Here is a 25,938-nt window from a genome sequence, read left to right on the forward strand (position 1 = left end):
CCGCCACCGCCACATCCTGTGAAACCTATTGCTGTTGCTGCTACTACGCTAAGTGTGATTAATTTAAAATTGTTCATCTAAGAATCTCCGTAATTAAAATGTTTGTGAAATGATATACCTGAATGATTTCAGTAACATAACAATATGGTGACAATTTGATTACAAGATGGGAGCGGAAAATTTCAGTAACTTTTAGTTATAATTATTATAAAAAATGTGGTGGTTTGTATGTCAAAGGATATGTTTGAAGAGCTTAAAGCTGAAGTTAGGGATGCCGGATTACTAAAAAGAGTCCCTATTCGTGGGAGTGTAGAGATGATTGCTGCACTTGTTAGTATGTTTTTTATATATTACATAGTGTTTCATTGGAATAGTATTGATGTGAATCCTTTATATAAAAGTATCGCTGTGGGTCTGTTTATGAGTTTAGTATTTACTCGTGCAGTATTTATTTCTCACGATATTTTGCATACACAATACTTTAAAAATAAATCTTTGTCTTTTAAGTTAAGTTATCCTTTTGCTGCAATTATTTTAAGTAACTCTTCTTCGTGGTGGGATTTTAAACACAATATCAACCATCATACTTGGTGTAATATCGTAGAAAAAGATGTAGATATTAATGCGATGGACGGAGCATTTACGCACAGGCCTGGAAAAAAGCCTTGGTTGCAAAAAACAAAATACTTAGTCTTTTGGGGAGCAATGTTTTTTATGTATCCAGCCTTCATCGTACAGTCATACAATTTTGTCATTAAACGTAAAAAATGGGGTGAACTTGCTTTAATGCTTCTGCATTGGCCAATAATCTGGGGACCAATATTTTATCTTTTACCATTTTTTGATGCTGCCGTGATTTATCTGACACTGAATTTTACACTTTCTCCTTGGTTGGCATTTGGATTTATTACTAATCACTTAGGATGTGAAGTCTTTGACAAAGAAGAGGGTGATAAGCTTTCATGGATGGAGTTACAGATGCGAACTTCACGTTCACTGAGTGGTGGAGCATTTGTTCATTGGTTCTATGGTGGACTCAACACACAGATAGAGCATCATCTTTTCCCAAAAGCACCACGTTTTAATCTTTTAAAGATACAGAAAATGACAAAAGCATATGCTAAAAAGCATAAATTAAAGTACTTTGAGACGTCACCTCTTGAAGCATATGTACAGATTAATCATGCACTTAAACCTTACTGAGAAAGTAAGGTTTTTACTTAAATTATACTCCGTCTACCCTCAAAACATTAGTCTTTCCAACCATTAAATCAAGTGTCATAACTATTCTTTTAAAGACGCTTTCTTGACGATATTCTAGGTTGTGTTTTTTACAGATATCTTTTACAATTGGTTGCATTTTTTGATAAAAACTACTTGGCATGTTTGGAAAGAGGTGATGCTCTATTTGATAGTTTAAAAAACCATGCATAAAGTCAATAAAATCACTCCCCGTATTGTAATTTACACTGCCCATTATCTGACGCAGATAGTATTCACCTTGGGTTTTATGCGGTGTTGAAAACTGGTAAATATCTTCTGCAGAGTGATTTGGCACGATGACTAAAAATGAGTGAAGATTAGCAAAAATCTCACCAAGCACTAAAAATCCAAACGCAGTTAAAACAGCACCAAAACCAAAAGGTAAAAATAGAAGTGGCAAAAAGACAAACTGAAAAAGTCCGTATGGTAGAATGTAGTGTTTCCATAATTCACGACCATTTTTTGTAAATGGAGAGAGCTCATAGCTTGTAGCACGAGGATCATTGACTCTTTTGTTCTCTTTGTTGTCCAAAATTCTCAGTGTATTTGGCGCATAATATGCAAGTTTCCACATTCCTGCAAAGATGTACACTATAGCGTATTTAAAAAACATTGGAATCTTCATCTCATGGAGCCATTCAAGGTTTTTTTCTACATTGTCTGGATCATCAAGCTCACCTAAATGATAATGATGCATGATGTTGTGTTCAAATGCCCATGCATCTGGTTTGATCCAGTCTAACCAGTCAATATATCTGCGTTTACCTTGAGCAAATCCTGCTTTTGTGTATCGTTTTGGGATACCTGGAACTTTGTCATATGCTCCATGTAAAATAGGATGCGTAACATTCGACCATCTAGCTACATTTCCGACACCGATTAAAAAAGCCCCGATGATGCCAAATAACCAAAAGTCTAAAGTTGACATTCCTGAATTGGCATAAGAGTTCATAATTGTAACAATGGCTATGAGGGCAAAACCGCTGATGGTTGCAAAGCGTCCCCATTTCTCAAGTTTTAAGAGATGAGCAAAGTCATTTTCATCTACTTTTATAGTTTTTTTGATAGCATCAATATCTTTTTGAAGTTGTGCTTGATCGACATTTTCGTATTCTGTGTATCGTGTTGTTTGTTCTTCGTGAGGGTATTTAGACAAAGTGATAATCCATGTTTTTTTGAAATTATAGCTTACTAAAACTAAAAAATAAGCATAAGGAAAAATGAAAGAAGCTTATTTATCAAAAACAAATGACTATTTGGATAAAATAGCAACAATTATAACAATTTGGAGATTTTTATGGACGCAGCCAAATACATTTGGATGAATGGAAAATTCGTAGCATGGGAAGATGCTAAAGTACATGTATTAACACACACAATTCATTATGGAAATGGAGTTATTGAGGGAACAAAAGCATATAAAACTGAAAAAGGTTATGCAATTTTTCGTTTAAATGATCATACAAAAAGACTCAAAGAGTCAGCAAAGATGACTTTGATAGATATTCCTTACACTGTTGAAGAGCTAAACGCAGCACAAATTGAACTTGTTCGTAAAAATGACTTTACTGGGGACAACGTTTATCTTCGCCCTTTCTCATTTTTAGGCTATGGTGTTATGGGACTCTATCATAAAGATGCTCCAGTTGAGACAGCAGTTGCGGCATGGGAGTGGGGTGCTTATCTTGGTGAAGAGGGGATGCGTAAAGGTATCAGACTTAAAATTGTCTCTATGACAAGACCGGCAAATACCTCAAATATGGGTAAAGCAAAAGCTACAGCAAATTACTTAAACTCTCAAATGGCAAAATATGAAGCTATTGATTGTGGTTATGATGAAGCACTTTTACTTGATGATCAGGGTTATGTGGCAGAAGCAAGTGGCGCATCATTTTTTATGATAAAAGATGGTGAGATTATTACGCCTCCAAGCGATAATGCCCTAGCTTCTATTACGCAAAAAACAGTGATAGAAATGGCAATAAAAATGGGTTATACTGTAACTCGTCGTAGAATTACACGTGAGGAAGTGTATGTTGCAGATGAAGCATTTTTAACAGGAACTGCTGCTGAGATAACACCTATTGCTGTTGTAGATGCAAGAGAGATAGGAGAGGGTTCTCGTGGAGAGATAACTGAAAAAATTCAAAGTGGATACTTTGATATTGTATTTGGTCGTAATCCTGATTATGAGCACTATCTTACATACATAAACTAAAAAGGAAAGAAAATTTGAAAGAGGATATATTAATGGCATCAGATATGAATGACTATTTTAACAAAAAAAAGAGCGAGGGGGGTGGTTATAAAAATAACAACAACTCGAGTGGGAACTCAGGCGGTCCAAAAGGACCACAGATGCCAAATATAGATTTTAGTTTTGGTGGAGGGAAAAAAGCAGCATTTATTTATGTACTTATAGCAATTATTTTGACTTTAGTGATTGCGAAGCCTTATATCATTATTCAAGAGGGTGAACGTGGTATTTTAAGTACAAATGGTAAATATCAAAATGAAGCACTTTTGCCAGGTTTAAATTTTATCATTCCGGTGATTCAAAAAGTTTATATCGTTGATACAAAAGTTCGTGTCATCAACTATGCATCAAGAATTGAATCAAATTCTAATGCTTCAGGCATTACGACAAAACCTGCAATTACTATTCTTGATAAACGTGGGCTTCCAGTTTCGATTGAATTAACAGTTCAATACAGACTTAATGCACAGTTTGCAGCACAAACTATTTCTAACTGGGGATTTAGCTGGGAAGATAAAATTATCAATCCTGTTGTTCGTGATGTTGTTCGTAATGTTATTGGGAAGTATGAGGCAGAATCAATTCCGGTAGAACGTAATACAATAGCAACAGCTATTGAATTAGGGATAAGAGAGAGTATTAAAAGTTTGAAAAACTCTCCTGTAATTTTACAATCTATTCAGTTACGTAATATCACTTTACCGAAAAAAGTAAAAGATCAAATCGAGAGAGTACAACTTGCAAAACAAGAAGTGCAACGTGCAGAACAAGAAGTACAACGTGCAAAACAAGAAGCCCTAAAACGAGCAGCACAAGCACAAGGTGTAGCTGATCAAGCAAGAATTGAAGCAAAAGGTAGAGCAGATGCTGTAACGATTGAAGCAGATGCAAATGCAAAAGCAAATATACTCATCGCAAAATCTTTAACAAGAAAGCTTTTAGAGCTTGAGCAAATGAAAGTACAAACTAAATTTAATGATGCACTAAGAGTCAACAAAGATGCGAAAATTTTCTTAACACCTGGTGGATCTACTCCAAATATTTGGGTAGATATGAAAAATGCACAACAAAGAACTACGGCTAAATAAGTATGCAAGAGATAATAAATAGAGTTGATTGGGAGAAGCAGGAGCTTCTTCCTGTTATCGTTCAAGATAGTAGTAACAACGAAGTTTTGATGATGGCATATATGAATAAAGAGGCATTAGAACTTTCGCTCAAAACAAAAATTGCGCACTACTTTTCAAGAAGTAAACAGCGTATTTGGAAAAAAGGTGAAAGTAGTGGACATACACAAGAGATTGCTTCTTTTTTTATAGATTGTGATAATGATACTTTACTGCTTAAAGTGAAGCAAAATGGTGTGGCTTGTCATACCGGTCGTCGTTCATGTTTCTTTACAGAACTGCAAAGTGGCGAGATAAACGCAGCTGTTGAAGTAAATACTGAAGCGGCTTACGGCGTTATAGATACACTGTATCATACTATACAAGAGCGTAAAAATGCAGACCCAAGTACTTCGTGGACTGCAAAACTTTTAAGTAAGGGTGAAAATACTATACTGAAAAAAGTTGTTGAAGAAGCAGGTGAATACTGTTTCGCACACAAAGATAATGATGAATCAGAAATGGTTTATGAGGCAGCAGATTTGACATACCATATGTTGGTGGCACTCGCTTCAAAAAATATCTCTCCAGATAGAATAAAGCAAGAACTCGCTCGAAGATTTGACATGAGCGGGATTGCTGAGAAAAATTCCAGAAAAGACTAAGCCTTTTATGAAAGAGAAAATCACTGCGTTTATACATAATTTACTTATTTACGATTATATATTATTTGCTAGTGCTTTTGCTCTTTTTATCCTTTTTATCATACTTGCGGTATTGCTTCGACGTAAACTTGGACTCGCTCTATTTTTTCTTCTTTTTGGCTTTGCTACATTAGTTTTAGGACCTACTATTGGTTATATTGAGATGCATAAGTATCTATTTAAAAACTCAACCCAAGTACTCTCGCAAAAGAAACTTAATTTTGTTGAAGCGATAGTTGTCAAGGGAAAGATTACAAACGAATCAAAATTTAATTTTAAAAAATGCAAAGTTACTGCATCTGTATTTAAAACAAGTACAAACAAACTAAAAAACTATGTGTATAAGTTAAAACCTTTGAAAAAAATGTCGATTTTTGAGTATGATATCCCTAAGGGAGAGACAAAAGAGTTTAAGATAATTGTAGAGCCATTCTCTTATGCGCGGGATTATAACCTTTCTTTAAAAGCGAGCTGTAAATGACTGTATTTAATTATTGGCACTTCATAGTGCTATCTGGTGTTTTTGTATTGTTTGTTCTAGGTGTGATAGCCTCTTTAAAACAAGAAAAAAAGAGCATGGTCCTTTCTATGCTTTTTTCTGTGACTTTAGTAACACTATTTTTAGCTATATTCTCTGTAGTAGTTGTGGATAAATATACAAAAAAAGTTGAGCTTTATAAGTTAAAAAATAAAAGAATATTAAGTATTGAAAAAATTGTTTACAGCGGTATAGTCAAAAATACAGGTAAATTTCCAATAGGTAAAGTAACTTTTGAGATAAAACTTGTTAATAAAGGGCATGCAACAGGAAATGTCAAAGGTGGTCATTTTTATAAACCGAGTGGATTTATAGACTTTTTTTCTAAAGGTTTAGGGATGAGTACTAAGCCACAGACTGTGACAAAGAAGTTTATAGTTGCAAAAAACTTGCAGCCAGGAGCAGCAAAAAGCTTTCGGGTTTATTTTAAATATCCACCATATTTTAGAAGCACTTCACAGTTTGCTACTGTTACGGGACATTAGCTCCCTCCTTAGTACTTCAGACCAACTTCTTTTAATGCTTCATTGATATGTTTTACTTGGATATTTTTATTTCTACACCATTGTGGAGCGAGTAATGAATCATCATCAATGCCTGCAGTTATTCTTTGTACACTAACATTTTTTGGTTTCATAAGGATTGATTTTACTAAAACATCAAGGTATTGTTCTTCTGTGATGGGCGTGAACTCTCCTCGCATATATTCATTTGCTAAGGCAGTTTTTTTCACAACATAAAGAGGATGATACTTTACGGAGTCTATTCCCCATTCGTATGCCTCTTTGGATGTTTCTAGCATCATCTCTTGTGTTTCATCTGGTAAACCAAAGATTAAGTGGCCACATACGTTTAATCCAGCATCTTTGGACTTGAGTATCCACTCTTTAACGTTTTGGCTGTCGTGGCCACGGTTGATGCGTTCTAGTGTTTCATCATAAACAGATTGAATACCAAACTCTATCCAAATCTCTTTTTCTTTGTTGAGTTCGCTCAAATAGCTAAGTGTTTCTTCTGTAATGCTGTCTGAACGTGTCCCAATGCTTAAACCTATGACATTGTCAAATGAGAGCGCTTTATCATAGAGTGCTTTGAGTGTTTCAAAAGGGGCGTAAGTATTGGTAAATGATTGAAAGTAGACTAGAAATTTCTCAGCACCATACTCTTTAGCTTGACGCTTAGAGATTGCATCAAACTGTAGCTCAAGTTGTTTGAGTTGTTTGTCTAGGTAAGGATTCTTTTTTGACTCAAGGTTAAGATGAAAACTTTTTAGCTCTTTGACTTCATCTGTACTTGCAGAAAAAGAGTCATTTTCACAAAATGTACAGCCACCACGAGCGACTGTTCCATCAATATTTGGACAAGTAAAGCCTGAAATATTTATGCCTACTTTGTAAACCTTTGCGCCAAATTTATCTTTGAGATACGTTCCGTATGTGTATATTTGTTGCATTAAACGATGTATTTACCAGTAAAACATGCCGTACAGTATTTTTCTTCATTCGCATCAGCATGCACACTTCTTAGTAGTGAGGTTTCATCTAAGTAAGCAAGTGAATCTGCTTCTATATAGTCACAAATTTCTTGAGTAGACATATTTGCAGCTATGAGTTTATCTTTGCTAGGTGTATCTACGCCATAAAAACAAGGGTCAGTTGTTGGAGGAGATGAAACACGCATATGTACCTCTTTAGCACCTGCTTCTTTAAGCATTCTGATGATACGTCTTGAGGTTGTTCCTCTCACAATTGAGTCATCTACAACGATGACACGTTTACCTTTAATAATGTCTGTCATAGGAGAGAGTTTCATTTTTACTTTCAAATCACGCATCTCTTGCGTTGGCTCTATAAATGTACGTCCGATGTAATGATTTCGCATAATTCCCATCTCGTAGGGAATGCCACTCTCTTGAGAGTATCCTATGGCGGAGGGAACACCACCATCTGGGACAGGGATGACCATATCTGCTTCAACAGGTTCGATTTGTGCTAACTCTTTACCCATATTTTTTCTTGTTTGATAAACAGATTGACCAAATACAGATGAGTCAGGTCTAGCAAAATACACATACTCAAATATACAGTGTTTTGGTGTTGGTTCGTAAATTTTTATGCTTGTTGGAGCTTTGTCTTCTTCAAAGATTAAAAGCTCACCCGGTTCTACGTCACGAATGAAAGTGGCACCAACGAGGTCAAAAGCACAAGTCTCACTTGAAACTATATATCCGCCATTAGGAAGACGTCCAAGGCTAAGTGGGCGAAATCCAAATCTATCTCTCATAGCAAACATTTTTGTTCTGCTTAAAAATACAAGTGAAAAAGCACCTTCGATTTTTTGAACAGCATCAATAATTCTATCTAAAAGTTTATCTTTTTCGCTTTTTGCAATAAGGTGAATAAGATTTTCAGTATCCATAAATGTTTGAAAAATTGCGCCACGTTTTATAAGTCTTGCTCTTACTTCTTCAGCATTTGTAAGGTTTCCGTTATGAACTATAGCCATTTCACCAAGATCATATCTAGCAAATACCGGTTGTGCATCTAAAATAGAGTCATCACCAGCAGTAGAGTATCTTGTATGCCCAATAGCACTTCTACCACTGAGTGTTGCAAGTTTTTCTTCATTAAAAACTCTCATCACAAGACCACGATCTTTAATAGTGTGAAGCTTATGCCCATCAGATGAGCTTATACCAGCAGCTTCTTGTCCACGGTGTTGTAGTGAATGCAAAGAAAAATAAGCTAATTTTGAAGCTTCTTCATGACCAAAAATCCCTACAACAGCACACTTTTCATTCATATTTTCGCGCAAATCTAATCCTTAACAAATCATAGTTATATAAGTGCAATTATACTCAAAATATTTATAAATAAACTCAAAACTACCTTAATTAATTTGGAACTTTAATTGCTTAATACTTCTTAAATTCAAAAGGGCAGAATATATGAATATAGTATTACGCAATAATCTAATTCTTATTACTACTGATTTTGAAACAATCAATAAAAAATGGATGATAGAATTTTTAAATCAACATACACGCGGTATGTTATACCTTTCAAAATCTGTTTTAGTGTTTAGAAATGAAGATTTGGTGGCCAAGAGACAAAAATTTATTTGTGAGCTGAGTGAACATCATGCAAAGCTTCATGACTTAGAGCATGAGTTTTTTTTACGATCAATGCTTAAGTATGATAGCCAACCGATAAAAATCGAACTTGACAAATCACAAGAACCAGTTAATGTAAGAGTCAAACTCTATGCTTATGATAAGGATACCGTGCTTATCACTTTAGATACACCGAATGCTTGGGTACTTAATTATATGCGCTCACAGCTAAAAGTTTATGTGGAACGTGGCACAGATGTCTCTGTTGTTGTGGATGTAAGTGATTATAAGGCAAAAGCTAGATTAGAGCGTACGCTCAATAAAAGACATATCTTACATTATCAAATTTCTTATGTCTATGACAACCATTTTATGTCCAAATTATATTCTGATTTTGCTAATTATAGTTTTGGTAGTTTAGCTAGAGAAAGTGAAGACGATGCTAGTAAACATTTTTACACAGTCTTAGAGTGTCCTGTGGGTGCTTCGCAAGATGCTTTGAAGAAAAGCTATAAAAAACTTGTGAAAGTTTACCATCCTGATAAAGTTTTTTATGATGAACCACTTATGGTTGAACATTATACGCAAAAATTTCAACTCCTTCAAGAGGCATATGAGGCATTACGCATAGTTAGTTGATGAAGTTTTCTTTATAAGTATCTTTGGAGCTGTTTTTAAGTAAAACATGAAAATCTTCGCTGCTGTAGAGTGCGAGTTTTGGACCACTGAGCTGTTGCAGTTCTTTTGAAAATCCACGTTTTGAGAAAAAGACAATTTGATTTGGGGTGATGCCTAATTTTTGGCATTTATCATTGAGCTTGTGTAGCTCTTTTTTGTTGATTTTATGATTTGTCCATTTGCACTCTCCGACATAGATTTTTCCATTTTGTGTAATTGTGAGCAAATCTATCTCAATTTTAGCATTCCAAAAACTTCCAGAACTTAGTATATGGCTATCTCTTAAGTTGTAATTTAACAAAACTTCTGAAAGCTCTTCATAAACAAGACTAGTGTAGCTGTTGTGTTTGAGTTCAAAATCATGAAAAAACTTTTGACAATTCCCCTCTTGTATCTCTTTGGCATTTGGTGCAACAAAGTAGAACCAAAAACGGATGAAGGGGTGGGTAAAAAGTACTTTATGCGAAATTCTATGCCGTGCATCTTCTCGTTTGAGTTTACTTTTTGGATAAAGATTTCGTGGATGTACCTCTCTTGAATACTCAAGCTGTACCAGCCCTCTGTTTTGAAGATAGTTTAGAGCAGCTCCTCCATTTCCATTGTTGAGTCCTGCTTTGTTAAACGCAGTAAATATACGCCTATCACCAATGGCTAAGGCACGAAGAAGTCTTTTGTAGTTTTTTTCATTTAATGTAAGCTCAGTGATAAGTTTATCGAGTGTTTCAAAATTTTCTAAGATATGTGTTTGAATAAGTACAGAAATTTCTAAAGTGGTGTCTATCTCACAATCAAGTCCACCAAATACAGAAAAATAATCAATCTGTGTCTCTAAATCATGAGGATAATTTCTAAAATAAAAAGAACGGAATTGATCAAGAAGTTTAGAGTTTGTCATATCTCAATTGTAACATATTTAAATAAGTATTTTTTTAAAGCTAATTGTCATCTGATAGATACCTAGATAAATCAGTCACTATACAAAAGAGTAATAAAAATGTAATTCTTAAGTAATATTGAGGTAATAATCCAACATTACAATTTCAAACGACCATATTTATAATTTTAAGTATGAGGCTGGATGGAGTTTTTGTTTTATCTTGCAATAGTCTTGATTGAAACAATAGAAAGTTATAAATAAAAGAGGAGAAAAAAAATGATTAAATATAGCTTAGTATTGGCAACATTGTTAATGTTTTCAGGATGTGGTAGCTCCACAAGTAATCAAGCGACAAGTGATCCTATAGTCAATGACCCCGTGACAAATGATCCTGTGACAAATGATTCTGTAACATCAATTTCAGGTGTAGCAGTGGATGACTATATAGTCGGCGCAACTGTAAAGCTTTATGCTACTGATGGAGTAGAGTTAAAACTAGAAGAAGAGTGTAAGACAGAAAATTTTGGTTATTTTAATTGTTTAGTTAGTGATACTATAGCAAGTGATGAAAATATCTTAGTAGTTGTTCAAGATGATGGAAAGTTAGATGTTGATGGTAATATGCTGACCATTAATGATACTAAAGATTTTAATGGAAAATTAGCAGCAGTTGTTACTCTAAATGATTCATTTATCGTCTCTCCTTTAACTTCAAATTTAGTTGCACAAGCAACAGGAACAAATTTAGTGATAGACGGGAACATATCTTATATTGCTAGTGATATAAACATATCAGCATTTGGAAAATATAGTAAAGATATTTTGGAGGCACAGCATAACAATCTAAATATTAAACAAATAACTGAAACAGATAGAAAATTAGTACAGGAACAAGCGCAAGAGGCTTTTAAATATTTCGAGGATTTAAGAGAGAAGGAAGAATTTTCTAGCACGATTGCTAATGTGAACATGACATTAGGTGATTATGGTCAAATTTTCTTTGCGCATATGGCAGATATCCACTTAACAGCTGATGATGAAGTAGCATCTGTTTTTGGCGGAACGATAACTCCTGTAAGTACAATGAAAGAAGCTGTGGCAAATATAATTTCATACAATCCTGATGTAGTAATTCAAACAGGAGATTTGGTCGCATTAGCTGATAGTAATAGCTTAGATCAAGATGAAAAGTGGTTTACTTTAGCAAAAGAGAATATCATAGATCCAATAAGAAACGAAGGTATTCCCTTCTTATTTAGCCCAGGTAACCATGATCAAGCTGGAATAAAAGTAAAAGATGTTAACAAAACTGATGATAGATATGCAAATGGGTTAATCTTCCAATATGTAGATAATAATCAAACTAAAACATACTACTCTTATAGTGAAGGAAATTATCATTTTGTGATGCTAGATCCAGAAGAAATTCCTGAAACAGGATATCGCTCAGTAAGGTTTCCAGAAGAACAACAAGAATGGCTAAAAAATGATTTAGAACTTAATAGTGATAAATTTATGATAATCTCTTATCATCAACCTCTTGGATCTTGGGACAGCGCTAGCTATGAAAAATTTATGAAAATTGTTGATCCATATAAGTTTCAAATGTTTATTACTGCAGGGCATACACATGATAATAGAGTTGTTTACAGAGATGGTATTGCAGAATATCAAGATGGGGCCCCTTGTGGAGATTGGTGGCAAACAGGAAAAACACCAGATGGTAGTCCAATGGGATATGCAGTTTATAATGTAGATGATGGGAAAATTTCAAGATTCTATAAAGGAACTAACACTGTCAAACAGATGAACCTATTAGGACCTGTAGATGTAGATATAAACGCAACAAATGCTATAAAAATAAAAGCATATTACAAAGATAAAAATATAGTCTCAGCTAGATATGCTATAGATGGTGATTTATCTACAAATCCTTTGACTTTAGATGAAATAGATGCATCTAATATCATATGGTACAATATAGATGGAGCTTTAACTCTTAGCCAAGAAAACATAGATAATCAGGATCATAATGTTACGATTGTATTAAAAACAGATGATGGAGAAGACTATAATGCTTCATTTGTATATAAATTTACAAATGAACGATTTATGAAAATTGGTGATATACTAAACGAGGAAAATTTTAACAATTATTATGGTAGGTTTGTAGAGGTTAATGCAACAATTACTGATGTTCAAAATGATGGTAACTTAATAGATATTACTGATCCAACAGGTACGATAGTCGTATGGGCTGGTGATAGTTATCATCCAGAGTTTAAAGTTGGTGATCAGTTAACATTAAGAGGACAAATCACTGCATTTAGAGATACGAAAGAGTTAAAACTTGTAAGTCCCGATGATGTTGAAGTTTATGGATATCAAGAGTATGAAACTCCTTCTTATGATGTAGAATCAATTGAAAGCCTTTATACTGACTTTGATCAATATGAAAACACTTATGTGTCTGTAGAGGGTGTTCTTACAGCTGATTTTGGAAGTATGAAAATTATTCAAGATGAGACAAGAGGAGTTGCTATTTATCTCAATAATACATCAGAGTATGAGATAGGCAGTAATATAAGCGTAAAAGGAAAACTTATAAGTTATTATGGGCTTACTGAGATTAAGCCTGATAATCTAGATGCTATCTCTCAAGATGGTACAGCATCTATTCCAAATCCTCAGCTCGTAGGGCTTAATGAAATTTTAGGCAATCTAAATAACTTAGTTAAAGTTGAGAGTGTGACTGTAGCAGAAATAAGTGGAAGTTCCATTGTTGTTGTTAATGATTCTGAGGATAACGCTAGTATTTATTGTGGTAAAGCTGGATTTGATCCAATTAATGTAAAAGTTGGAGATGTTATAGATGTAGTTGGTATTGCAGGCATATATTACAATAAAGGACAAATATATCCAAGAAGTACGGAAGATATAACAGTAGTGAGCACTTCATCAACTACAGAAGCAGATCTTGTTAGTGATACAAACACAACAAATATAGTAGACTTATATACTAATTTTGACTCATTAAATGGAAGCTATGTTGGAGTCTCAGGGGTAGTGACAGCAAATTTTGGAAACAATATAGCTATTCAAGATGAGACACAAGGTATTATTCTTTATATTGCTTCTGAAATTCCAGAGTTGATAGCAGGAAATAAAGTAACAGTAGGTGGGGATTTGACAAGCTACAAAGGTCTTGTAGAGATTAAGATTTCTGATAGCAATGTCTCAATTGATGCAAATGAAACAGTTCCTGCACCAAAGTTTATATCTGTAACAGAACTTGAGCAAAATATGGGTACACTTGTTGAACTTAAATCTCTTAGTGTAGATAGTGTCTCTAGTTCTTCTATAACTCTTTCGGATTCTAATGGAAATACAACTACTGCATATTGTGGTAAAGCTGGATTTGACCCAAGTAGTGTTGTAAGTGAAGGAGATAACATAAATATTGTCGGTATATCTGGATACTACAATAACCCACAAATCCTTCCACGAAGTGTAGAAGATATAACTAAAAATTAATTTTTAAGAGAAAAAAGGAGAAGTTTCTCCTTTTTTTCTCGATTGATTTAGAAATTCTTATAGTTCACTAGCAAATTTTATAGTGTCAATTCCATACTTTTGTCTTAGTTTTTGTGTCTCTTGGGTGAGTCTATTCATTTTTTTATCTTCTTCAAACCCTATAAGTGAGAGTTCTTTTTTAGAATCACGTGTAAAACTTGAACAATTAATACTTAGACGTATAATATGAAGTCGCTTGTGGATATCTGCTTCATGAAACATTCGTATACATAAAGCATCAAATTTTTGTTCAGTGAAAAGTTCACTGAGTGAGATATTTTTATGAGATTTTTGATTCATTTCATAGGCAATACTAAGATGATATACAGTTGGTACAACCTCAAGTTTGTAAATGGCAAAACTCAAATGACGTGCAAGGATATGAATCCTTCGTTTAATCTCTTTTCTATCAAAAAGAGGATCAAAAGTGCGTGAAATTCCGATGGATTTGCGTTGGTGCTGAGTTTTAATCTCTGCATCACTCTCTCCATTGACACGTTTATAAAGTTCTTTCGCATAAGGACCCCAAGATTCAAGTGTCCCACGTCTTAAACGCAGCTCTCCGAGTGTTTTTATCTGCGCTGCGTTTAGCTTTTGTTGCATACTTCTTCCTATGCCTGCAAACTCTTCTACTTTAATAGGATTGATAAATTTGTCAAAATCCCATGGATAAATAGTTTTACAGCCAAAAGGTTTAGCGTACGTGGTGGCAAGTTTGGCGATATAGCGTGTTTTTGCTGCTCCAATGGAGACTGGAAGTTTTATCTCTTTTTTTATCTCATGGCGAAGGTTGTCAATAAAGGCAGGGACATCTTCATCTGCTACCCAACCATGTAAATCTCCATAAAACTCATCTATGCTGGCTTGCTCGATAAGGGGGATTTTTCGTGCTAAAAAATCATGAAGTGTATGGGAGAGTTCTTGATACAGTGACATATTTGGTGCTTTTATAATTAGCTCGGGGCAAAGTTGCAGGGCTTCTCGAATGTTCATTGCAGTTTTGACACCATAGGCTCTCGCCTCATAACTTGAAGTAGTCAAAATACCACGAATACGTCCATCAGGATCTTTAAACGCAGTAATATCATCATCTTTTTCTTCATAAGCTTTATAAAAAGTAGGAACAAAAGAACCAGAATTTTCAAGATTTACGGTTTGGTTTTTGGCTGCATTATTGAATATTTTTGTGTCACTTCTCCCCCCTATAGCGACTGGAAGATGCTGAAGTTCAGGCTCTTTAATGCGTGCAGCACTGACAAAAAAACAATCGATGTCAATATGGATTTTCATACGCATATAATACTAAAACTGGAGCTTGATTGTAAATAATATGGCAATTTGCAAAGATAAATTTGTTATGTTCTTATGTTATAATCAAAAACATTTTCTAAAAGAGAATAGTCTTTATATTAAGGTTCAAATAGCATATGAAAATAGGACAAACTATCTTTAAAAAGATTACTGAAATTATTAAAGAAGATAGAATAAATATTATCTATCTTCTTTACTTCTCCTCACTAGAAGCTGTATTAAGTTTAGCTATTCCTTTAGCTTCAGCTTTTATCATTAACAGTCTTCTAGCGCACAGTACAATTTCGATGTTTGTTTTGGGATTTGTTGTTTTAGTGATATTTACGTTGACAACAATATTGCAGATCATAAAAGAGTATATTACAGAAAAATTTCAACAAAAAATCTTTGTCAGTACTGCTGTAAGAATTTCAAAAATGGCTGCAAAATTGCAAGATGAGTCATCTCAAAAGAAGAAATCTATTGATAAGCTGATGAACTATTTTTTTGATGTTACTTCTATTCAAAAAGTTTTTCCTGTCCTTATTTTGGATGGAACAGGTTTAGTGATAAAAATCTTTGTAAGTCTTTTGTTGCTTTTAGCATTTAGCCCATATCTTTTTGGTTTTGGATTATTTTTATTGCTTGTTTATGTGGGTGTTCTTCTTTTACTTGGAAAAAATGGTTTTATGCGTGCTATCAAACGTTCTGATACAAAACATAAATCAATCTACTATCTTCAGCACATACCAGATGAAGAGAAGTCTTCAACTGACACTTTAGAAGAGTTTGATGGGTATTTAGAAAATTATGTTGATGCAAGGGTGGATATGTTTCAAACTATCATTAGACAACTCTCTTTGACATTTATAATAGAAGGTATTATTATGAGTGGCTTTTTAATCTTTGGTGGTTATATGGTGGTAGAGGGTATGCTACCTATTGGAGAATTTGTCGCGGCTGAGATTATTATTGTCTCGATCACGTATGCGCTAAAAGGTTTTGCAAAGCAGATTGATTTTTTGTATGATATTGTTGAAGGGCTTTATAAAGTAGATAAATTATCAATATCTTTAGGTGATAAAAATGATTGATGAATTTCAGTTTAAATCTACCCGTAAACTCAGTTTAAACCCTATAGTCAAAAAAGTATGGTTGATAAGTACTGTTATCGTTGTGGTACTTTCTTCTCTCTTATTTTTGCCTTGGGAACAAACAGCCAAAGGAAAAGGAACTATAGTGGCTTATGACCCGAGCCAAAGGGATTATCCTATCCTTGCTACAATAGATGGCTATATTGATGAATTTTATGTACATGAAAATCAATTTGTGAAAAAAGGTACTCCACTTTTTAGTATGATTGATTTAGATCAAGATTATAGTGAGAGGTTGTTAGAGACTAAAAAAGCAACACAAACGCAGTATAAAAACACAAAAAATGAGATTGAAAATCTTAAAGAAAATAGAAAAAATATGCGTCATAATCTAGAATTAGGACTCAAGGTATATGCACAGAAGTTAAAACAGGTGCACGATAAAATTAGAAGTTTAAAGCTCAAACAGGCCTCATCAGAAACAAATTATAAGATTAAAAAAATAAATTTTGAACGAGTAAAGTCATTGTATGAAGAAGGAATAGAGTCCAAACGTAAGTATGATAAGGCTGAAAATAGTTTTATAAAAGCAGATGCGGAGTTAAAAAAAACAGCGGTTGATATTGAGATTGAGCAAAGAAATATAGATATTTTAAGTAAAGAGCAAAGTCGCTTTTTAAATACCACAAACAATAAAATAAAAGCAATTCAAAATATTGTCTTAAATAAAAAGAACTATTTAAATACTCTACTGCAAACACTCAATAAACAATCAACTGGGATACAAAGATATAAAAGTAGGGAGGTTGTGGCAAAAAAAGATGGTTATGTTATCCGTATTTTTAATAATGACAAAGATAAGTATATAAAAAGGGGAGAAAAGATTTTACATTTTGCTCCAACGGTAACGAAAAAAGCTTTGTTATTAAAAGTATCAGACTTTAATATGCCTTTGATAAAAGAAGGACTTCCCGTTCGGCTTATGTTTTATGGATGGCCGGCTTTACAAGTAAGTGGATGGCCTAAAATACAGTATGGCTCTTTTGCTGGAAAGATTGTAAAAGTTGAAAAAATTTCGCATGACAAAGGTTTTTATTATGCTTATGTGCTTGAGACAAAAAAAGAGCCATGGCCTGTTGGAGACAATTTAAGAATAGGCTCGCAGGCCACAGCGTGGGTAAGACTCTCAACAGTTCCGATTTGGTACCAAATCTGGCGTTTGATGAATGCTTTACCTCCAAAAATGGTCAATCCATCGGAGGAGAAATACTAATGAAAAGTATTTTCTTTTTTGTACTTTTGTTTTACAGTTTTCTTGATGCTAAAGAAATTTTTACAAGCGATAAGATAGTGCGCTATCTGGGGAGTGAAAACCCTTTTGTTTATACAGCACATGCCAAAGAGTATGTATCTAAAGAAAAAGAGCAGTATAGCTTGGGTGCATTTGACACAAAACTCTCAGCAAAATATGATAAAAAAGAGTACCCAGCAACTACGGGTGAGTTCTTAGATGTTTCTTTAAAAAAACCAATGGAAAATGGGATGGAGCTTATTGCTAGCTATAGAAAAGCCAAGGGAACACAAGAGTATAATAATATAAAAACAGGGCAAGATGGAGAAGCTTTAGTAGGTGTAAAGATACCATTTTTTGCAATTCTTAACAATACAAATACAAGAAAATTAAATCTTGAAGTAGCACAGCTTGATAGTGTGAAGTATAGATTTAATTCTAAAGATAATTTACGGATGCTTTATACGCAAGTTTTAAGAAGTTATTATACTTTACTTTATTATAAAGTGTTGCTTCATTTTGAGGAAGAACTTTTTCATACAGCAAAAAAACGTGAACATTTTATAAGAAAAAGAGTGGAGGTTGGCAGTCTTGCTGAGGTGTCACTCTTAGAAGTCCAACAGCAAATCATAAATAGACAACAAAGAGTACTCAAAGCAAAAAATAATTATCTAAGAAGTTTAGAGACTTTTTTGCAGTATCTTAATATATCTGAAGAAGAATTTTTTCAAGAGTATGAATTAAAAAATGTTTTACAAATGCAAACAATTTCTGTTGATTTAGAGAGTGCCTTGGATGAAGCGATACATAACAGAGCCGATCTGAAAATGCTTAAGTATGAAAAGGAGCAACTAGAACTTAAAAAACAAAATGCAAAGTTGCTAGGCTACCCTAATTTAAATGTTTCACTTTATGGAGTCCATGATTTTAAATATAATGAAGGCTTTAAAATTGCAGTTGATATGGATTTTCCTATAGAGCGAAGAAAGTACTTAGGTAAAACAGGTGAGCTCACTACAAGTATAAAAAACATAAACAAATTACAAGAGAAAAGGTTTCTTAACATCAAAACAAATCTTGCAAACATCATTCATTCTTTGCATACGATAGATAAAAGTATTGCCTACTCTTCAAAAGAAGTAAAACTTGTTACAAGATTAGAAGATGTAGAAAATAAAAAGTATAAAGCCGGAAGTAGTAATCTTTTTATGTTAAACCAAAGAGAGACATATACGCTTGAGATTAAGAAAAAAATATTAAAATACAAACTTGAATATTTACTTTTGAGAGAACAATTTTATAATGAAGTTGGACGAAAAAGAAGTTTTTGAAATAAATAATATAAATAAATAGAATATTTAACAAAACTTCAATATAATTCCAAAAAAATTAAGGAATAAATTATGGCACAAGTAGCAGAAAATATTGGATGTGAAAATCCAGAATGTATAGCAAAAGATGAATGTAAAAGACAGGTAATAGCGAAAAATGGTACAGCTGTTGAAGTAAGAAGCTTTGGTGGAACTCCTGAGAAAAAATGTGGTAAATTTTTACCAAAAGATTAATGAAATATCTTCTTATAGCACTCCTTTTTCTGTTGAGTGCTTGTAGCATTAAAAACTACGAAATCACAACTCCAAAGATTCTAACACTCAAAACACAAAAAATAAAATTTTCAGATATAGCGTATTTGCGTCACACAGATGACTCCATAGAGTTGGAGCTTTTTATAGCTGGGCATGTTTTTAAGCGTATTCATATCAATCATCTTATTTGTATCGATGATGAGGGATGTATGCGTAAAAGTAGTTTCAACACAGAGTATCTAAACGCAGCATATCCTGAAACGCTCTTACAGAATGTACTTTTGGGAAGAAAGATTTATAATGGCGAAGCAGTTTTAAAAAAGCCTGATGGATTTAAACAAAATATCCAAACAAAAGAGCTTAGCATTGAATATGTGGTAAACTCTCATCAAATCTATTTTAAAGACAAAAAAAATCATATACTTATAAAGATAAAGGAACTTAAATAAAATGGCAAATAAAAACAACAAGTTTGTAGGTGCGCATGTAAGTGCTAGTGGTGGAGTTTACAATGCTCCACTCAATGCAAAAGAGATAGGGGCAAAAGCATTTGCTCTTTTTACAAAGAACCAAAGACAATGGGTAGCTAAACCGCTTGATGCAGAGACTATAGATAGGTTTAAAAAAGCACTCGATGAGAGTGGGATACTTCCAAAGCATGTATTACCTCATGATAGCTATCTTATAAATCTCGGGCATCCTGAAGTTGAGAAGCTTGAAAAATCACGTGCTGCGTTTATAGATGAACTTGAACGTTGCGATGCACTTGGACTTGATAAATTAAACTTCCATCCAGGAAGTCATTTGGCGAAACTGACAAAAAAACAAAAAGAAGACAGTGCTTTACTGCAAGAGATAGAAAACAAATGTCTTGATGTTATTGCTGAGTCGATTAACATTGCGCTTGATAAGACACAAAATGTGAAAGCTGTCATAGAAAATACAGCTGGACAAGGAAGTAATCTTGGGTATAAGTTTGAGCATCTTGCATACATTATAGATAAAATAGAAGATAAAAGTCGTGTCGGTGTTTGTATAGATACCTGTCATATGTTTACAGCTGGATATGACATCAGAACAAGAGAAACCTATGATGCGACATGGACTGCGTTTAGCGATATAGTAGGTTTTGAGTATCTCAGTGGTATGCATATCAATGACTCTAAACCACCTCTTGGTTCTCATGTAGATAGACACCACTCTCTAGGCAAAGGAGAAATAGGACTCGATGCTTTTAGATTTATAATGAATGATGAAAGAATTGATGACATTCCTCTTATTTTAGAGACGATTGATGAGACTATTTGGAGAGAGGAGATAGAACTACTTTACTCATTTGTAAAGTAGCTCTAAAGAGTTTAATAACTTTCGTTTAGTAAACTGCTGTTCACTATAGGGATAAGAGTTCCTCGTGAACCAACAAAAGTAGCAGTTTGTGTTTGCATAGATACTGTCGCATCAAGAGAACTCTCTGGGTCAAGAATAGACCCATGAGCACCAATGTTGTATCTTGCAACTTTATTAGGTGCGATATAATCACCATTATTTCCAGTGAGTGTAGTTGCTTGAAGATAAGCTACAAGTGGGTCAGTTCCTGCAAGTGGAGCGGTTGCTACACGGTTTGGGATGACTTGATCAGATAGATTGCCATTGCCTCCAACTACTTCAATAGCAAATACTTTTTGTGTTGCTCCGACTTGAATTGCATAGTTAATTGGGTCTGCATCATCTATCACTGTTTGTGTTGCTAGCATAAAAGCATCATAATCACTTGTCCCTTTTATCACGCCATTTGCACCCAAACCAGCTTCAATAACTGGACCAAATGTTGCAGAATTATTAAGTAGCTGTGCTATGCCTCCTCCAGGCATAGCAAGAGTGATACTCTCTAATGATGTATGTGCAAAAAAACCAAAAGGCGCAATAGTTCCAAGTGAATGTCCTACAAAAGCAACTCGAGTTGGGTCAAATTTTGTACTTGTTAGAGTTCCATTTTCATCAAGTAAAGCAGCTGTTGTAAGACTATTTTTTAAGGCGATAAGATCAGATGTCGTTTGTCTTACATTATCACGAGAAGTAAGAAGACTTTGCAGGTTGATGTAAAAACTACCTGATGGGTCGATTTTTCCATCTGGTCCTGCAGCAGATGTTGTGTTGTTGATCAAATCTAAATCAAATGTTCTTTCTAATCCAGACCTATAGAGAGCGTTGGTGTTGTCATCAATCCCATGCAATGGAAGATCAATGGCAACTGCAGCATAGCCAACACTAGCAAAGGCCTCAGAGATTGCTAAAAGATTTGTTCTGTCTTGTGTTATCCCATGTTGGAAGATAACTACCGGCCAGCCATTAGTAGGCATTGTTTGCCCTTTTGGAACAGTGGCAAGGACAGGAATAGTAATAGTTGCGTTTACTTCCGGTAAAGCATTTGAACCATTAAAGTGAAATGATTCTGTTAACGGATTTGTATCATGAATCCCTGTTCCTTTAGCTAAATAATATGGTAATGAAGAGAGTGTACCTGCATAGACCTCTGCATTACCTTTCATTGCTGAAACATCAGCACCTGTTGCGCCAATCATTTGTTGTGAAGTGTAAGTAGTGTCTTGTAGTCCCATAGTAGCCGTAAGATTTGCATCTGCGAAAGCTTGAGCAACTGCACCTATTGTTTGTGTTTTAAAACTCCAAATTGCTACGATATCATTGGCTGGAATTGTAGCGTTAGCAATCATAGCTTGTGTAGCTTGACGAACTCCCTCAAGTTTTATGGCATCTGCATCTGGAAGTGCTGTATGATTTCCTGTACCATCAATAAGAGGAGTAGTTTGTAAAAGTAGTTCTGATGCAACATCAGGGGCTATGGAATTCCCTGCATTATCTGTAATGTTTTTTGTAAGTACAACCATATAACTCGTGTTACTATCGAAAGGTTTTATAGGAAGTATGACAATTTTATTGCCACTTACAGTTGCTACATAATCTACACCAAAAGTTACATCGCCTATGATACCTTGTATAATCGGTACTCCACCTGTAGCAGCACTTGCTTGCGCGTTAATTTTGTAGACTTTAAGACCAGTAACCAAGGTTGAAGCATTGATTTCACCATTAAAACTTACTGTGATAGGAGAAGTTGTTGAGAAACCATCCAGAGTATTGAGTGCTGATTTTACTGAGGCATCACTAGCGTTTGGATCGTATGGAATGTTTAATGTGCCATCTGTTGAAGCTGCAAAGAGAATGTTGTTTGGATAGGGAATATCTCCATTTGCTGAATCAAATACTATATAAGCCCCCGCTTTTTCTGCTTGAGTTTTCACCTCATTTGCTGAGTTACTTCCACATCCTGTAAAGACTATGGATAAGCCAAGTAGTATGGAAAAAAGAAATTTTTTCATAAGTTTACTCCTTAAAATTAATTTTTCATTATAATCACTTTAGAAACAGAATTCTCTTAAAGGTACGAATTTTATGAAAATATTTGAAAGTTTGTGCAACTTATTTTAAAATATGGCAGAATAAGGTATGATTTGAAATTATTTACTTTTTTTTGGGGGAGAAATGAAAAAATTACTACTTTTACCGCTTGCTTTATCTTGCTCGGTTTTTGCGGGTGGATATAAGATTCCTGAGACATCTTTAAATGGTGTAGCTTTATCAGCAGCAACAGTTGCTCATTCGTATGGTGCAGATTCTGCATACTATAACCCTGCTAATATGATATTTATGAAGGATGAACAAAACATAGAAGCTGATTTGATCTATATAGGTCTTGATCCTGTGCGATATGAGTCAAATGACGGCACAACAGATATCAATGCGAAAAATGAACATTTTATTATTCCATCATTAAATTATGTCTCGAGTAAAATGGGAAATGCTAGAGTTGGATTAAGTGTTGTTGTTCCGGGTGGTCTTTCAAAAAGATGGACTGACTCTCCTGCTAAGGACAAAGCAGAAGAGTTTACTCTTGAAGTTGTTGAGGTTAATCCAACAGCTGCGTTTGAGATTAATGATAAGCTTGCAGTGGCAGTTGGTTTTAGAATTATTTCTACATCAGGTATCGTTAAAAGTTCTGCAGCTGTATCTCGTGATATGACTGGAGATAGTATTGACTTTGGCTATAACCTTGCTTTGGCCTACAAGCCTAATAGCGAGTGGGAAATTGGACTGACGTATAGGTCAAATGTAAATTTAACAGTAGAAGGAGACGCAAAGCTTTATGGGCCTACTAGTTTAGTGTATGATGGTGGGGCAAGTGTTACTGTACCACTTCCTGCAACGCTAAACGCAGCTATAGCGTATACATCAGCATCTGATACAACTATCGAGTTTGTATATGAAAGAGTTAATTGGTCAGCATATAAAAATCTAGATTTTAATTATGCAGGAAATGTCGGACCATTAGCTCCCTATTTTGATGATGCTATAACAAAAGACTGGAAGGATACAAATGCATACCGTTTAGGGATAACTCAAAAAATGGATGCATATACCTTTATGGCAGGGGCCGTGATGGATGAGAGTCCAGTCCCTGATGCGACATTGAGTTATGAGTTGCCAGATTCAGACTCTTTATCTCTTTCAGCAGGAGTTCGTTATCAGTATGATGAAAATATCAATGTCGGTATGAGTGCTTTATACTCTATGAGAGAGTCTAGAAAAGTAACAAATGATGATGTAGATGGAGAGTTTTCAAACGCGAATGTACTCATCATTTCAGCTGGTTTAGGTTATACATTTTAAGGAAATATTTGAAAACATTAGTTAATTTTTTAAACGAAAAAGAAGTTGAAAAGTCTGAGATTTTTATACATCTCAAATGTAGCGTTAATGAAGCGTTAATATTACAGTATATTGCTCAGCGCTATATGAAAGGTCAAGATGATGTTCTTGTACTTGACCTTTTACAAGATTTGTATACGAGTGAAAATTATGAACATTTGGATCATCTAAAAGAACTCAAAAATTTACTTGAACTTGGTTGGATTCATCAACAAAGTTTTACTCCTATCAAAATATCTGAAGTGACTCCACTTGAACTTTTAAATACTGCAGTTGGTTTGACACCGGCTTTTTTGAAGCTTTTGCAAGATGGAACGCTAGATTTAGATTTGCCTGAAATCAAACCTTATTCTGATCATCTTGAGTATCTTCAAGATCAATTCTTTAGAATAGAGTTGTATCAAAAAATGAGTGTAATACGTCAAAATGTACATGAACACTCCTTGGGTATTGATAGACTGCAAAATAAATTGCAACTTCTTGAAAAGCGCATAGAAGAGAGAGTAAGCCAGACTTCTGAGAATCTTGTGCTAGATAAATTTTTCAAACAAAAAAAGATGAGCAATTATGAACAGGTCATTTTCATCGCATTACTTCGTGAAGAATATGGCTCAACTGATTCATCATTAAGAGAGATGAATACTTTGATTGATTTGATATCTTTAGATGAATATGAACGTATTAAAAATCGCTCACTTTTAGAAGAAGGCTCCAACCTTTTAAGTAATGGCATCATAGACTATGAAGAGATGCTCAATCCTTTTGGAGGGATTAGTCGTTCATTTTATATTGTGGATGAGGTACTGCAACGTATCATACACCCACAAAAAACAAAAAAAGTGACACGTCTAAAACTCAATGCCTTGGTAGAAGAGCAAGATATCTTTGAGCTAGTAGATAGTGATACTTCTTTAGAAGATGTAGTGCTCAATGAAAAAACAAAAGAGACACTTGAAAACTTGATGAAGCAGGTTGATAAGCAGGTTGTTTCTCGTTTAGTGAAGTGGGGAATTAAAGATAAAAAGAGTGGTATTGATGCACGCATAATTTTTTATGGACCTGCTGGAACTGGAAAAACGATGACGGCGTACTCTTTGGCAAAATCGCTCAAGCGTCAGGTTCTTGCTTTTGACTGTTCTAAGATTCTTTCTATGTATGTAGGTGAGAGTGAGAAGAATGTGCGCAAAATTTTTGACAGTTTTTATGAACTGAGTGAAAAAACCAAAACGGAACCTATTCTCTTACTTAATGAAGCAGACCAATTTTTGGGTGCAAGAAGTAGCGGAAACATTACGGGTTCAGACCAAATGCACAACCAAATGCAAAATATCTTTTTAGAACAGATAGAAAACTTTAAAGGGATGCTTATAGCTACGACAAATTTACTTGAAAACATTGATAAAGCATTTTCAAGAAGATTTAACTACAAAATCGAGTTTAAAAAACCAGATCAAACGCAGCGACTGGAACTTTGGAAAAAGATGCTTCCCCAAGAAGCACCTTATGAAGAGGGCTTTGATGTAAACAAGCTTGCTGAGTATTCTCTTACCGGTGGACAAATTAATCTAATAGTGAAAAACACAGCTTACAAGGTTGCAGTAAGAGAAGAACCCCTTTTTAGGGTGAAAGATTTTATAGATGAAATCAAACGCGAAAAAGATGCTAATTTTGATAGTGAAAAATCTATGGGGTTTTTAAATAAATAACTAAAAATAGACTCAAGGGATTGTTGCAATAAGTGACATTTCCTCTTACTTCTTTCTCACTAAACTTTTTTTTAATCT

The 25,938-nt window shown here is 34.4% G+C and carries 22 protein-coding genes; 16 read left to right on the forward strand and 6 right to left on the reverse strand.

Annotation, left to right across the window (positions count from 1 at the left end; genetic code table 11):
- Window positions 1-228 precede the first annotated feature (228 nt).
- On the forward strand, window positions 229-1,203 hold the full coding sequence (locus tag MV052_RS07825) for an acyl-CoA desaturase (RefSeq protein WP_297442801.1): 975 nt from the start codon (window positions 229-231) through the stop codon (window positions 1,201-1,203).
- Between the two features lie 22 nt (window positions 1,204-1,225).
- Here MV052_RS07825 and MV052_RS07830 read toward each other — a convergent pair whose 3' ends face one another.
- A complete protein-coding gene (locus MV052_RS07830) occupies window positions 1,226-2,419 on the reverse strand; it encodes a fatty acid desaturase (protein ID WP_297442803.1) in 1,194 nt (397 codons plus the stop codon).
- Between the two features lie 141 nt (window positions 2,420-2,560).
- On the opposite strand from MV052_RS07830, the gene MV052_RS07835 reads away from it, so the two are divergent.
- Genes MV052_RS07835 through MV052_RS07855 form a run of 5 tightly spaced genes read left to right on the forward strand, consistent with a single transcriptional unit; the run spans window position 2,561 to window position 6,353 of the window.
- Complete coding sequence (locus MV052_RS07835; protein ID WP_297442806.1) at window positions 2,561-3,481, forward strand: branched-chain amino acid transaminase; 921 nt, start codon at window positions 2,561-2,563, stop codon at window positions 3,479-3,481.
- 32 nt (window positions 3,482-3,513) lie between these two features.
- A complete protein-coding gene (locus tag MV052_RS07840) occupies window positions 3,514-4,608 on the forward strand; it encodes an SPFH domain-containing protein (RefSeq protein WP_297442809.1) in 1,095 nt (364 codons plus the stop codon).
- Between the two features lie 2 nt (window positions 4,609-4,610).
- On the forward strand, window positions 4,611-5,291 hold the full coding sequence (gene hisIE / locus MV052_RS07845) for a bifunctional phosphoribosyl-AMP cyclohydrolase/phosphoribosyl-ATP diphosphatase HisIE (RefSeq protein WP_297442811.1): 681 nt from the start codon (window positions 4,611-4,613) through the stop codon (window positions 5,289-5,291).
- Window positions 5,292-5,298: 7 nt separating this feature from the next.
- Window positions 5,299-5,811: a DUF2393 domain-containing protein gene (locus MV052_RS07850; RefSeq protein WP_297442814.1), complete on the forward strand. Its 513-nt coding sequence runs from the start codon at window positions 5,299-5,301 to the stop codon at window positions 5,809-5,811.
- Window positions 5,808-6,353 carry a DUF2393 family protein gene (locus MV052_RS07855; RefSeq protein WP_297442817.1) on the forward strand — a complete coding sequence of 182 codons (546 nt, stop codon included), beginning with the start codon at window positions 5,808-5,810 and terminating at the stop codon, window positions 6,351-6,353. The genes MV052_RS07850 and MV052_RS07855 overlap by 4 nt, the downstream gene beginning before the upstream one ends.
- Window positions 6,354-6,361: 8 nt before the next feature.
- Here the strand turns inward: MV052_RS07855 and MV052_RS07860 are convergent, their stop codons facing one another.
- Together MV052_RS07860 and purF are read right to left on the reverse strand one after the other, a co-directional pair.
- Entirely contained in the window at window positions 6,362-7,321 is a 960-nt protein-coding gene (locus MV052_RS07860; RefSeq protein ID WP_297442820.1) for a TIGR01212 family radical SAM protein, read from the reverse strand.
- On the reverse strand, window positions 7,321-8,682 hold the full coding sequence (gene purF / locus MV052_RS07865; protein WP_297442823.1) for an amidophosphoribosyltransferase: 1,362 nt from the start codon (window positions 8,680-8,682) through the stop codon (window positions 7,321-7,323). Before purF ends, MV052_RS07860 begins: the two co-directional genes overlap by 1 nt.
- A gap of 133 nt (window positions 8,683-8,815) precedes the next feature.
- Here purF and MV052_RS07870 point away from each other — a divergent pair, with 133 nt between their 5' ends.
- Window positions 8,816-9,619, forward strand: a complete 804-nt coding sequence (locus MV052_RS07870; RefSeq protein ID WP_297442825.1) for a J domain-containing protein — start codon at window positions 8,816-8,818, stop codon at window positions 9,617-9,619.
- Here the strand turns inward: MV052_RS07870 and MV052_RS07875 are convergent.
- Complete coding sequence (locus MV052_RS07875) at window positions 9,612-10,553, reverse strand: DUF234 domain-containing protein (RefSeq protein ID WP_297442828.1); 942 nt, start codon at window positions 10,551-10,553, stop codon at window positions 9,612-9,614. The genes MV052_RS07870 and MV052_RS07875 overlap by 8 nt on opposite strands.
- 258 nt (window positions 10,554-10,811) lie before the next feature.
- Between MV052_RS07875 and MV052_RS07880 the strand changes: the two genes are divergently transcribed.
- The gene (locus MV052_RS07880; protein ID WP_297442831.1) at window positions 10,812-14,069 is read left to right on the forward strand and encodes a metallophosphoesterase; all 3,258 of its coding nucleotides are present in this window, start codon (window positions 10,812-10,814) and stop codon (window positions 14,067-14,069) included.
- Between the two features lie 57 nt (window positions 14,070-14,126).
- On the opposite strand, the gene MV052_RS07885 is transcribed toward MV052_RS07880, so the two are convergent.
- Window positions 14,127-15,404 carry a DNA polymerase IV gene (locus MV052_RS07885; RefSeq protein ID WP_297442834.1) on the reverse strand — a complete coding sequence of 426 codons (1,278 nt, stop codon included), beginning with the start codon at window positions 15,402-15,404 and terminating at the stop codon, window positions 14,127-14,129.
- 131 nt (window positions 15,405-15,535) lie between these two features.
- Here MV052_RS07885 and MV052_RS07890 point away from each other — a divergent pair, with 131 nt between their 5' ends.
- The 6 genes from MV052_RS07890 (at window position 15,536) to nfo (ending at window position 20,716) form a co-directional block, all read left to right on the forward strand.
- Window positions 15,536-16,492 carry an ABC transporter ATP-binding protein gene (locus tag MV052_RS07890; RefSeq protein ID WP_297442837.1) on the forward strand — a complete coding sequence of 319 codons (957 nt, stop codon included), beginning with the start codon at window positions 15,536-15,538 and terminating at the stop codon, window positions 16,490-16,492.
- Window positions 16,485-17,765 carry a hypothetical protein gene (locus MV052_RS07895; protein ID WP_297442839.1) on the forward strand — a complete coding sequence of 427 codons (1,281 nt, stop codon included), beginning with the start codon at window positions 16,485-16,487 and terminating at the stop codon, window positions 17,763-17,765. Before MV052_RS07890 ends, MV052_RS07895 begins: the two co-directional genes overlap by 8 nt.
- Complete coding sequence (locus MV052_RS07900; RefSeq protein ID WP_297442841.1) at window positions 17,765-19,114, forward strand: TolC family protein; 1,350 nt, start codon at window positions 17,765-17,767, stop codon at window positions 19,112-19,114. Before MV052_RS07895 ends, MV052_RS07900 begins: the two co-directional genes overlap by 1 nt.
- Before the next feature lie 72 nt (window positions 19,115-19,186).
- The gene (locus MV052_RS07905; RefSeq protein ID WP_297442844.1) at window positions 19,187-19,348 is read left to right on the forward strand and encodes a hypothetical protein; all 162 of its coding nucleotides are present in this window, start codon (window positions 19,187-19,189) and stop codon (window positions 19,346-19,348) included.
- Window positions 19,348-19,818, forward strand: coding sequence for a hypothetical protein (locus MV052_RS07910; RefSeq protein WP_297442846.1), 471 nt, complete (start codon window positions 19,348-19,350; stop codon window positions 19,816-19,818). The genes MV052_RS07905 and MV052_RS07910 overlap by 1 nt, the downstream gene beginning before the upstream one ends.
- Window position 19,819: 1 nt before the next feature.
- Window positions 19,820-20,716: a deoxyribonuclease IV gene (gene nfo, locus MV052_RS07915; protein WP_297442849.1), complete on the forward strand. Its 897-nt coding sequence runs from the start codon at window positions 19,820-19,822 to the stop codon at window positions 20,714-20,716.
- Window positions 20,717-20,727: 11 nt separating this feature from the next.
- On the opposite strand, the gene MV052_RS07920 is transcribed toward nfo, so the two are convergent.
- Window positions 20,728-22,767, reverse strand: a complete 2,040-nt coding sequence (locus MV052_RS07920) for an Ig-like domain-containing protein (RefSeq protein ID WP_297442852.1) — start codon at window positions 22,765-22,767, stop codon at window positions 20,728-20,730.
- A 163-nt stretch (window positions 22,768-22,930) separates the two neighbouring features.
- Here MV052_RS07920 and MV052_RS07925 point away from each other — a divergent pair, with 163 nt between their 5' ends.
- Window positions 22,931-24,115, forward strand: coding sequence for an outer membrane protein transport protein (locus tag MV052_RS07925; RefSeq protein WP_297442855.1), 1,185 nt, complete (start codon window positions 22,931-22,933; stop codon window positions 24,113-24,115).
- A gap of 8 nt (window positions 24,116-24,123) precedes the next feature.
- On the forward strand, window positions 24,124-25,860 hold the full coding sequence (locus tag MV052_RS07930) for an ATP-binding protein (RefSeq protein WP_297442858.1): 1,737 nt from the start codon (window positions 24,124-24,126) through the stop codon (window positions 25,858-25,860).
- Window positions 25,861-25,938 lie beyond the last annotated feature (78 nt).

Origin of the sequence: Sulfurimonas sp., from assembly GCF_026988655.1 — a bacterium.
Taxonomy (GTDB): Bacteria; Campylobacterota; Campylobacteria; order Campylobacterales; family Sulfurimonadaceae; genus Sulfurimonas.

Coding starts and splice junctions, on each gene's coding strand:
- MV052_RS07825 (WP_297442801.1), top strand. CDS start 229: ATGTCAAAGGATATGTTTGAAGAGCTTAAAGCTGAAGTTAGGGATGCC.
- MV052_RS07835 (WP_297442806.1), top strand. CDS start 2,561: ATGGACGCAGCCAAATACATTTGGATGAATGGAAAATTCGTAGCATGG.
- MV052_RS07840 (WP_297442809.1), top strand. CDS start 3,514: ATGGCATCAGATATGAATGACTATTTTAACAAAAAAAAGAGCGAGGGG.
- hisIE (WP_297442811.1), top strand. CDS start 4,611: ATGCAAGAGATAATAAATAGAGTTGATTGGGAGAAGCAGGAGCTTCTT.
- MV052_RS07850 (WP_297442814.1), top strand. CDS start 5,299: ATGAAAGAGAAAATCACTGCGTTTATACATAATTTACTTATTTACGAT.
- MV052_RS07855 (WP_297442817.1), top strand. CDS start 5,808: ATGACTGTATTTAATTATTGGCACTTCATAGTGCTATCTGGTGTTTTT.
- MV052_RS07860 (WP_297442820.1), bottom strand. CDS start 7,321: ATGCAACAAATATACACATACGGAACGTATCTCAAAGATAAATTTGGC.
- MV052_RS07870 (WP_297442825.1), top strand. CDS start 8,816: ATGAATATAGTATTACGCAATAATCTAATTCTTATTACTACTGATTTT.
- MV052_RS07875 (WP_297442828.1), bottom strand. CDS start 10,553: ATGACAAACTCTAAACTTCTTGATCAATTCCGTTCTTTTTATTTTAGA.
- MV052_RS07880 (WP_297442831.1), top strand. CDS start 10,812: ATGATTAAATATAGCTTAGTATTGGCAACATTGTTAATGTTTTCAGGA.
- MV052_RS07885 (WP_297442834.1), bottom strand. CDS start 15,404: ATGCGTATGAAAATCCATATTGACATCGATTGTTTTTTTGTCAGTGCT.
- MV052_RS07890 (WP_297442837.1), top strand. CDS start 15,536: ATGAAAATAGGACAAACTATCTTTAAAAAGATTACTGAAATTATTAAA.
- MV052_RS07895 (WP_297442839.1), top strand. CDS start 16,485: ATGATTGATGAATTTCAGTTTAAATCTACCCGTAAACTCAGTTTAAAC.
- MV052_RS07900 (WP_297442841.1), top strand. CDS start 17,765: ATGAAAAGTATTTTCTTTTTTGTACTTTTGTTTTACAGTTTTCTTGAT.
- MV052_RS07905 (WP_297442844.1), top strand. CDS start 19,187: ATGGCACAAGTAGCAGAAAATATTGGATGTGAAAATCCAGAATGTATA.
- MV052_RS07910 (WP_297442846.1), top strand. CDS start 19,348: ATGAAATATCTTCTTATAGCACTCCTTTTTCTGTTGAGTGCTTGTAGC.
- nfo (WP_297442849.1), top strand. CDS start 19,820: ATGGCAAATAAAAACAACAAGTTTGTAGGTGCGCATGTAAGTGCTAGT.
- MV052_RS07920 (WP_297442852.1), bottom strand. CDS start 22,767: ATGAAAAAATTTCTTTTTTCCATACTACTTGGCTTATCCATAGTCTTT.
- MV052_RS07925 (WP_297442855.1), top strand. CDS start 22,931: ATGAAAAAATTACTACTTTTACCGCTTGCTTTATCTTGCTCGGTTTTT.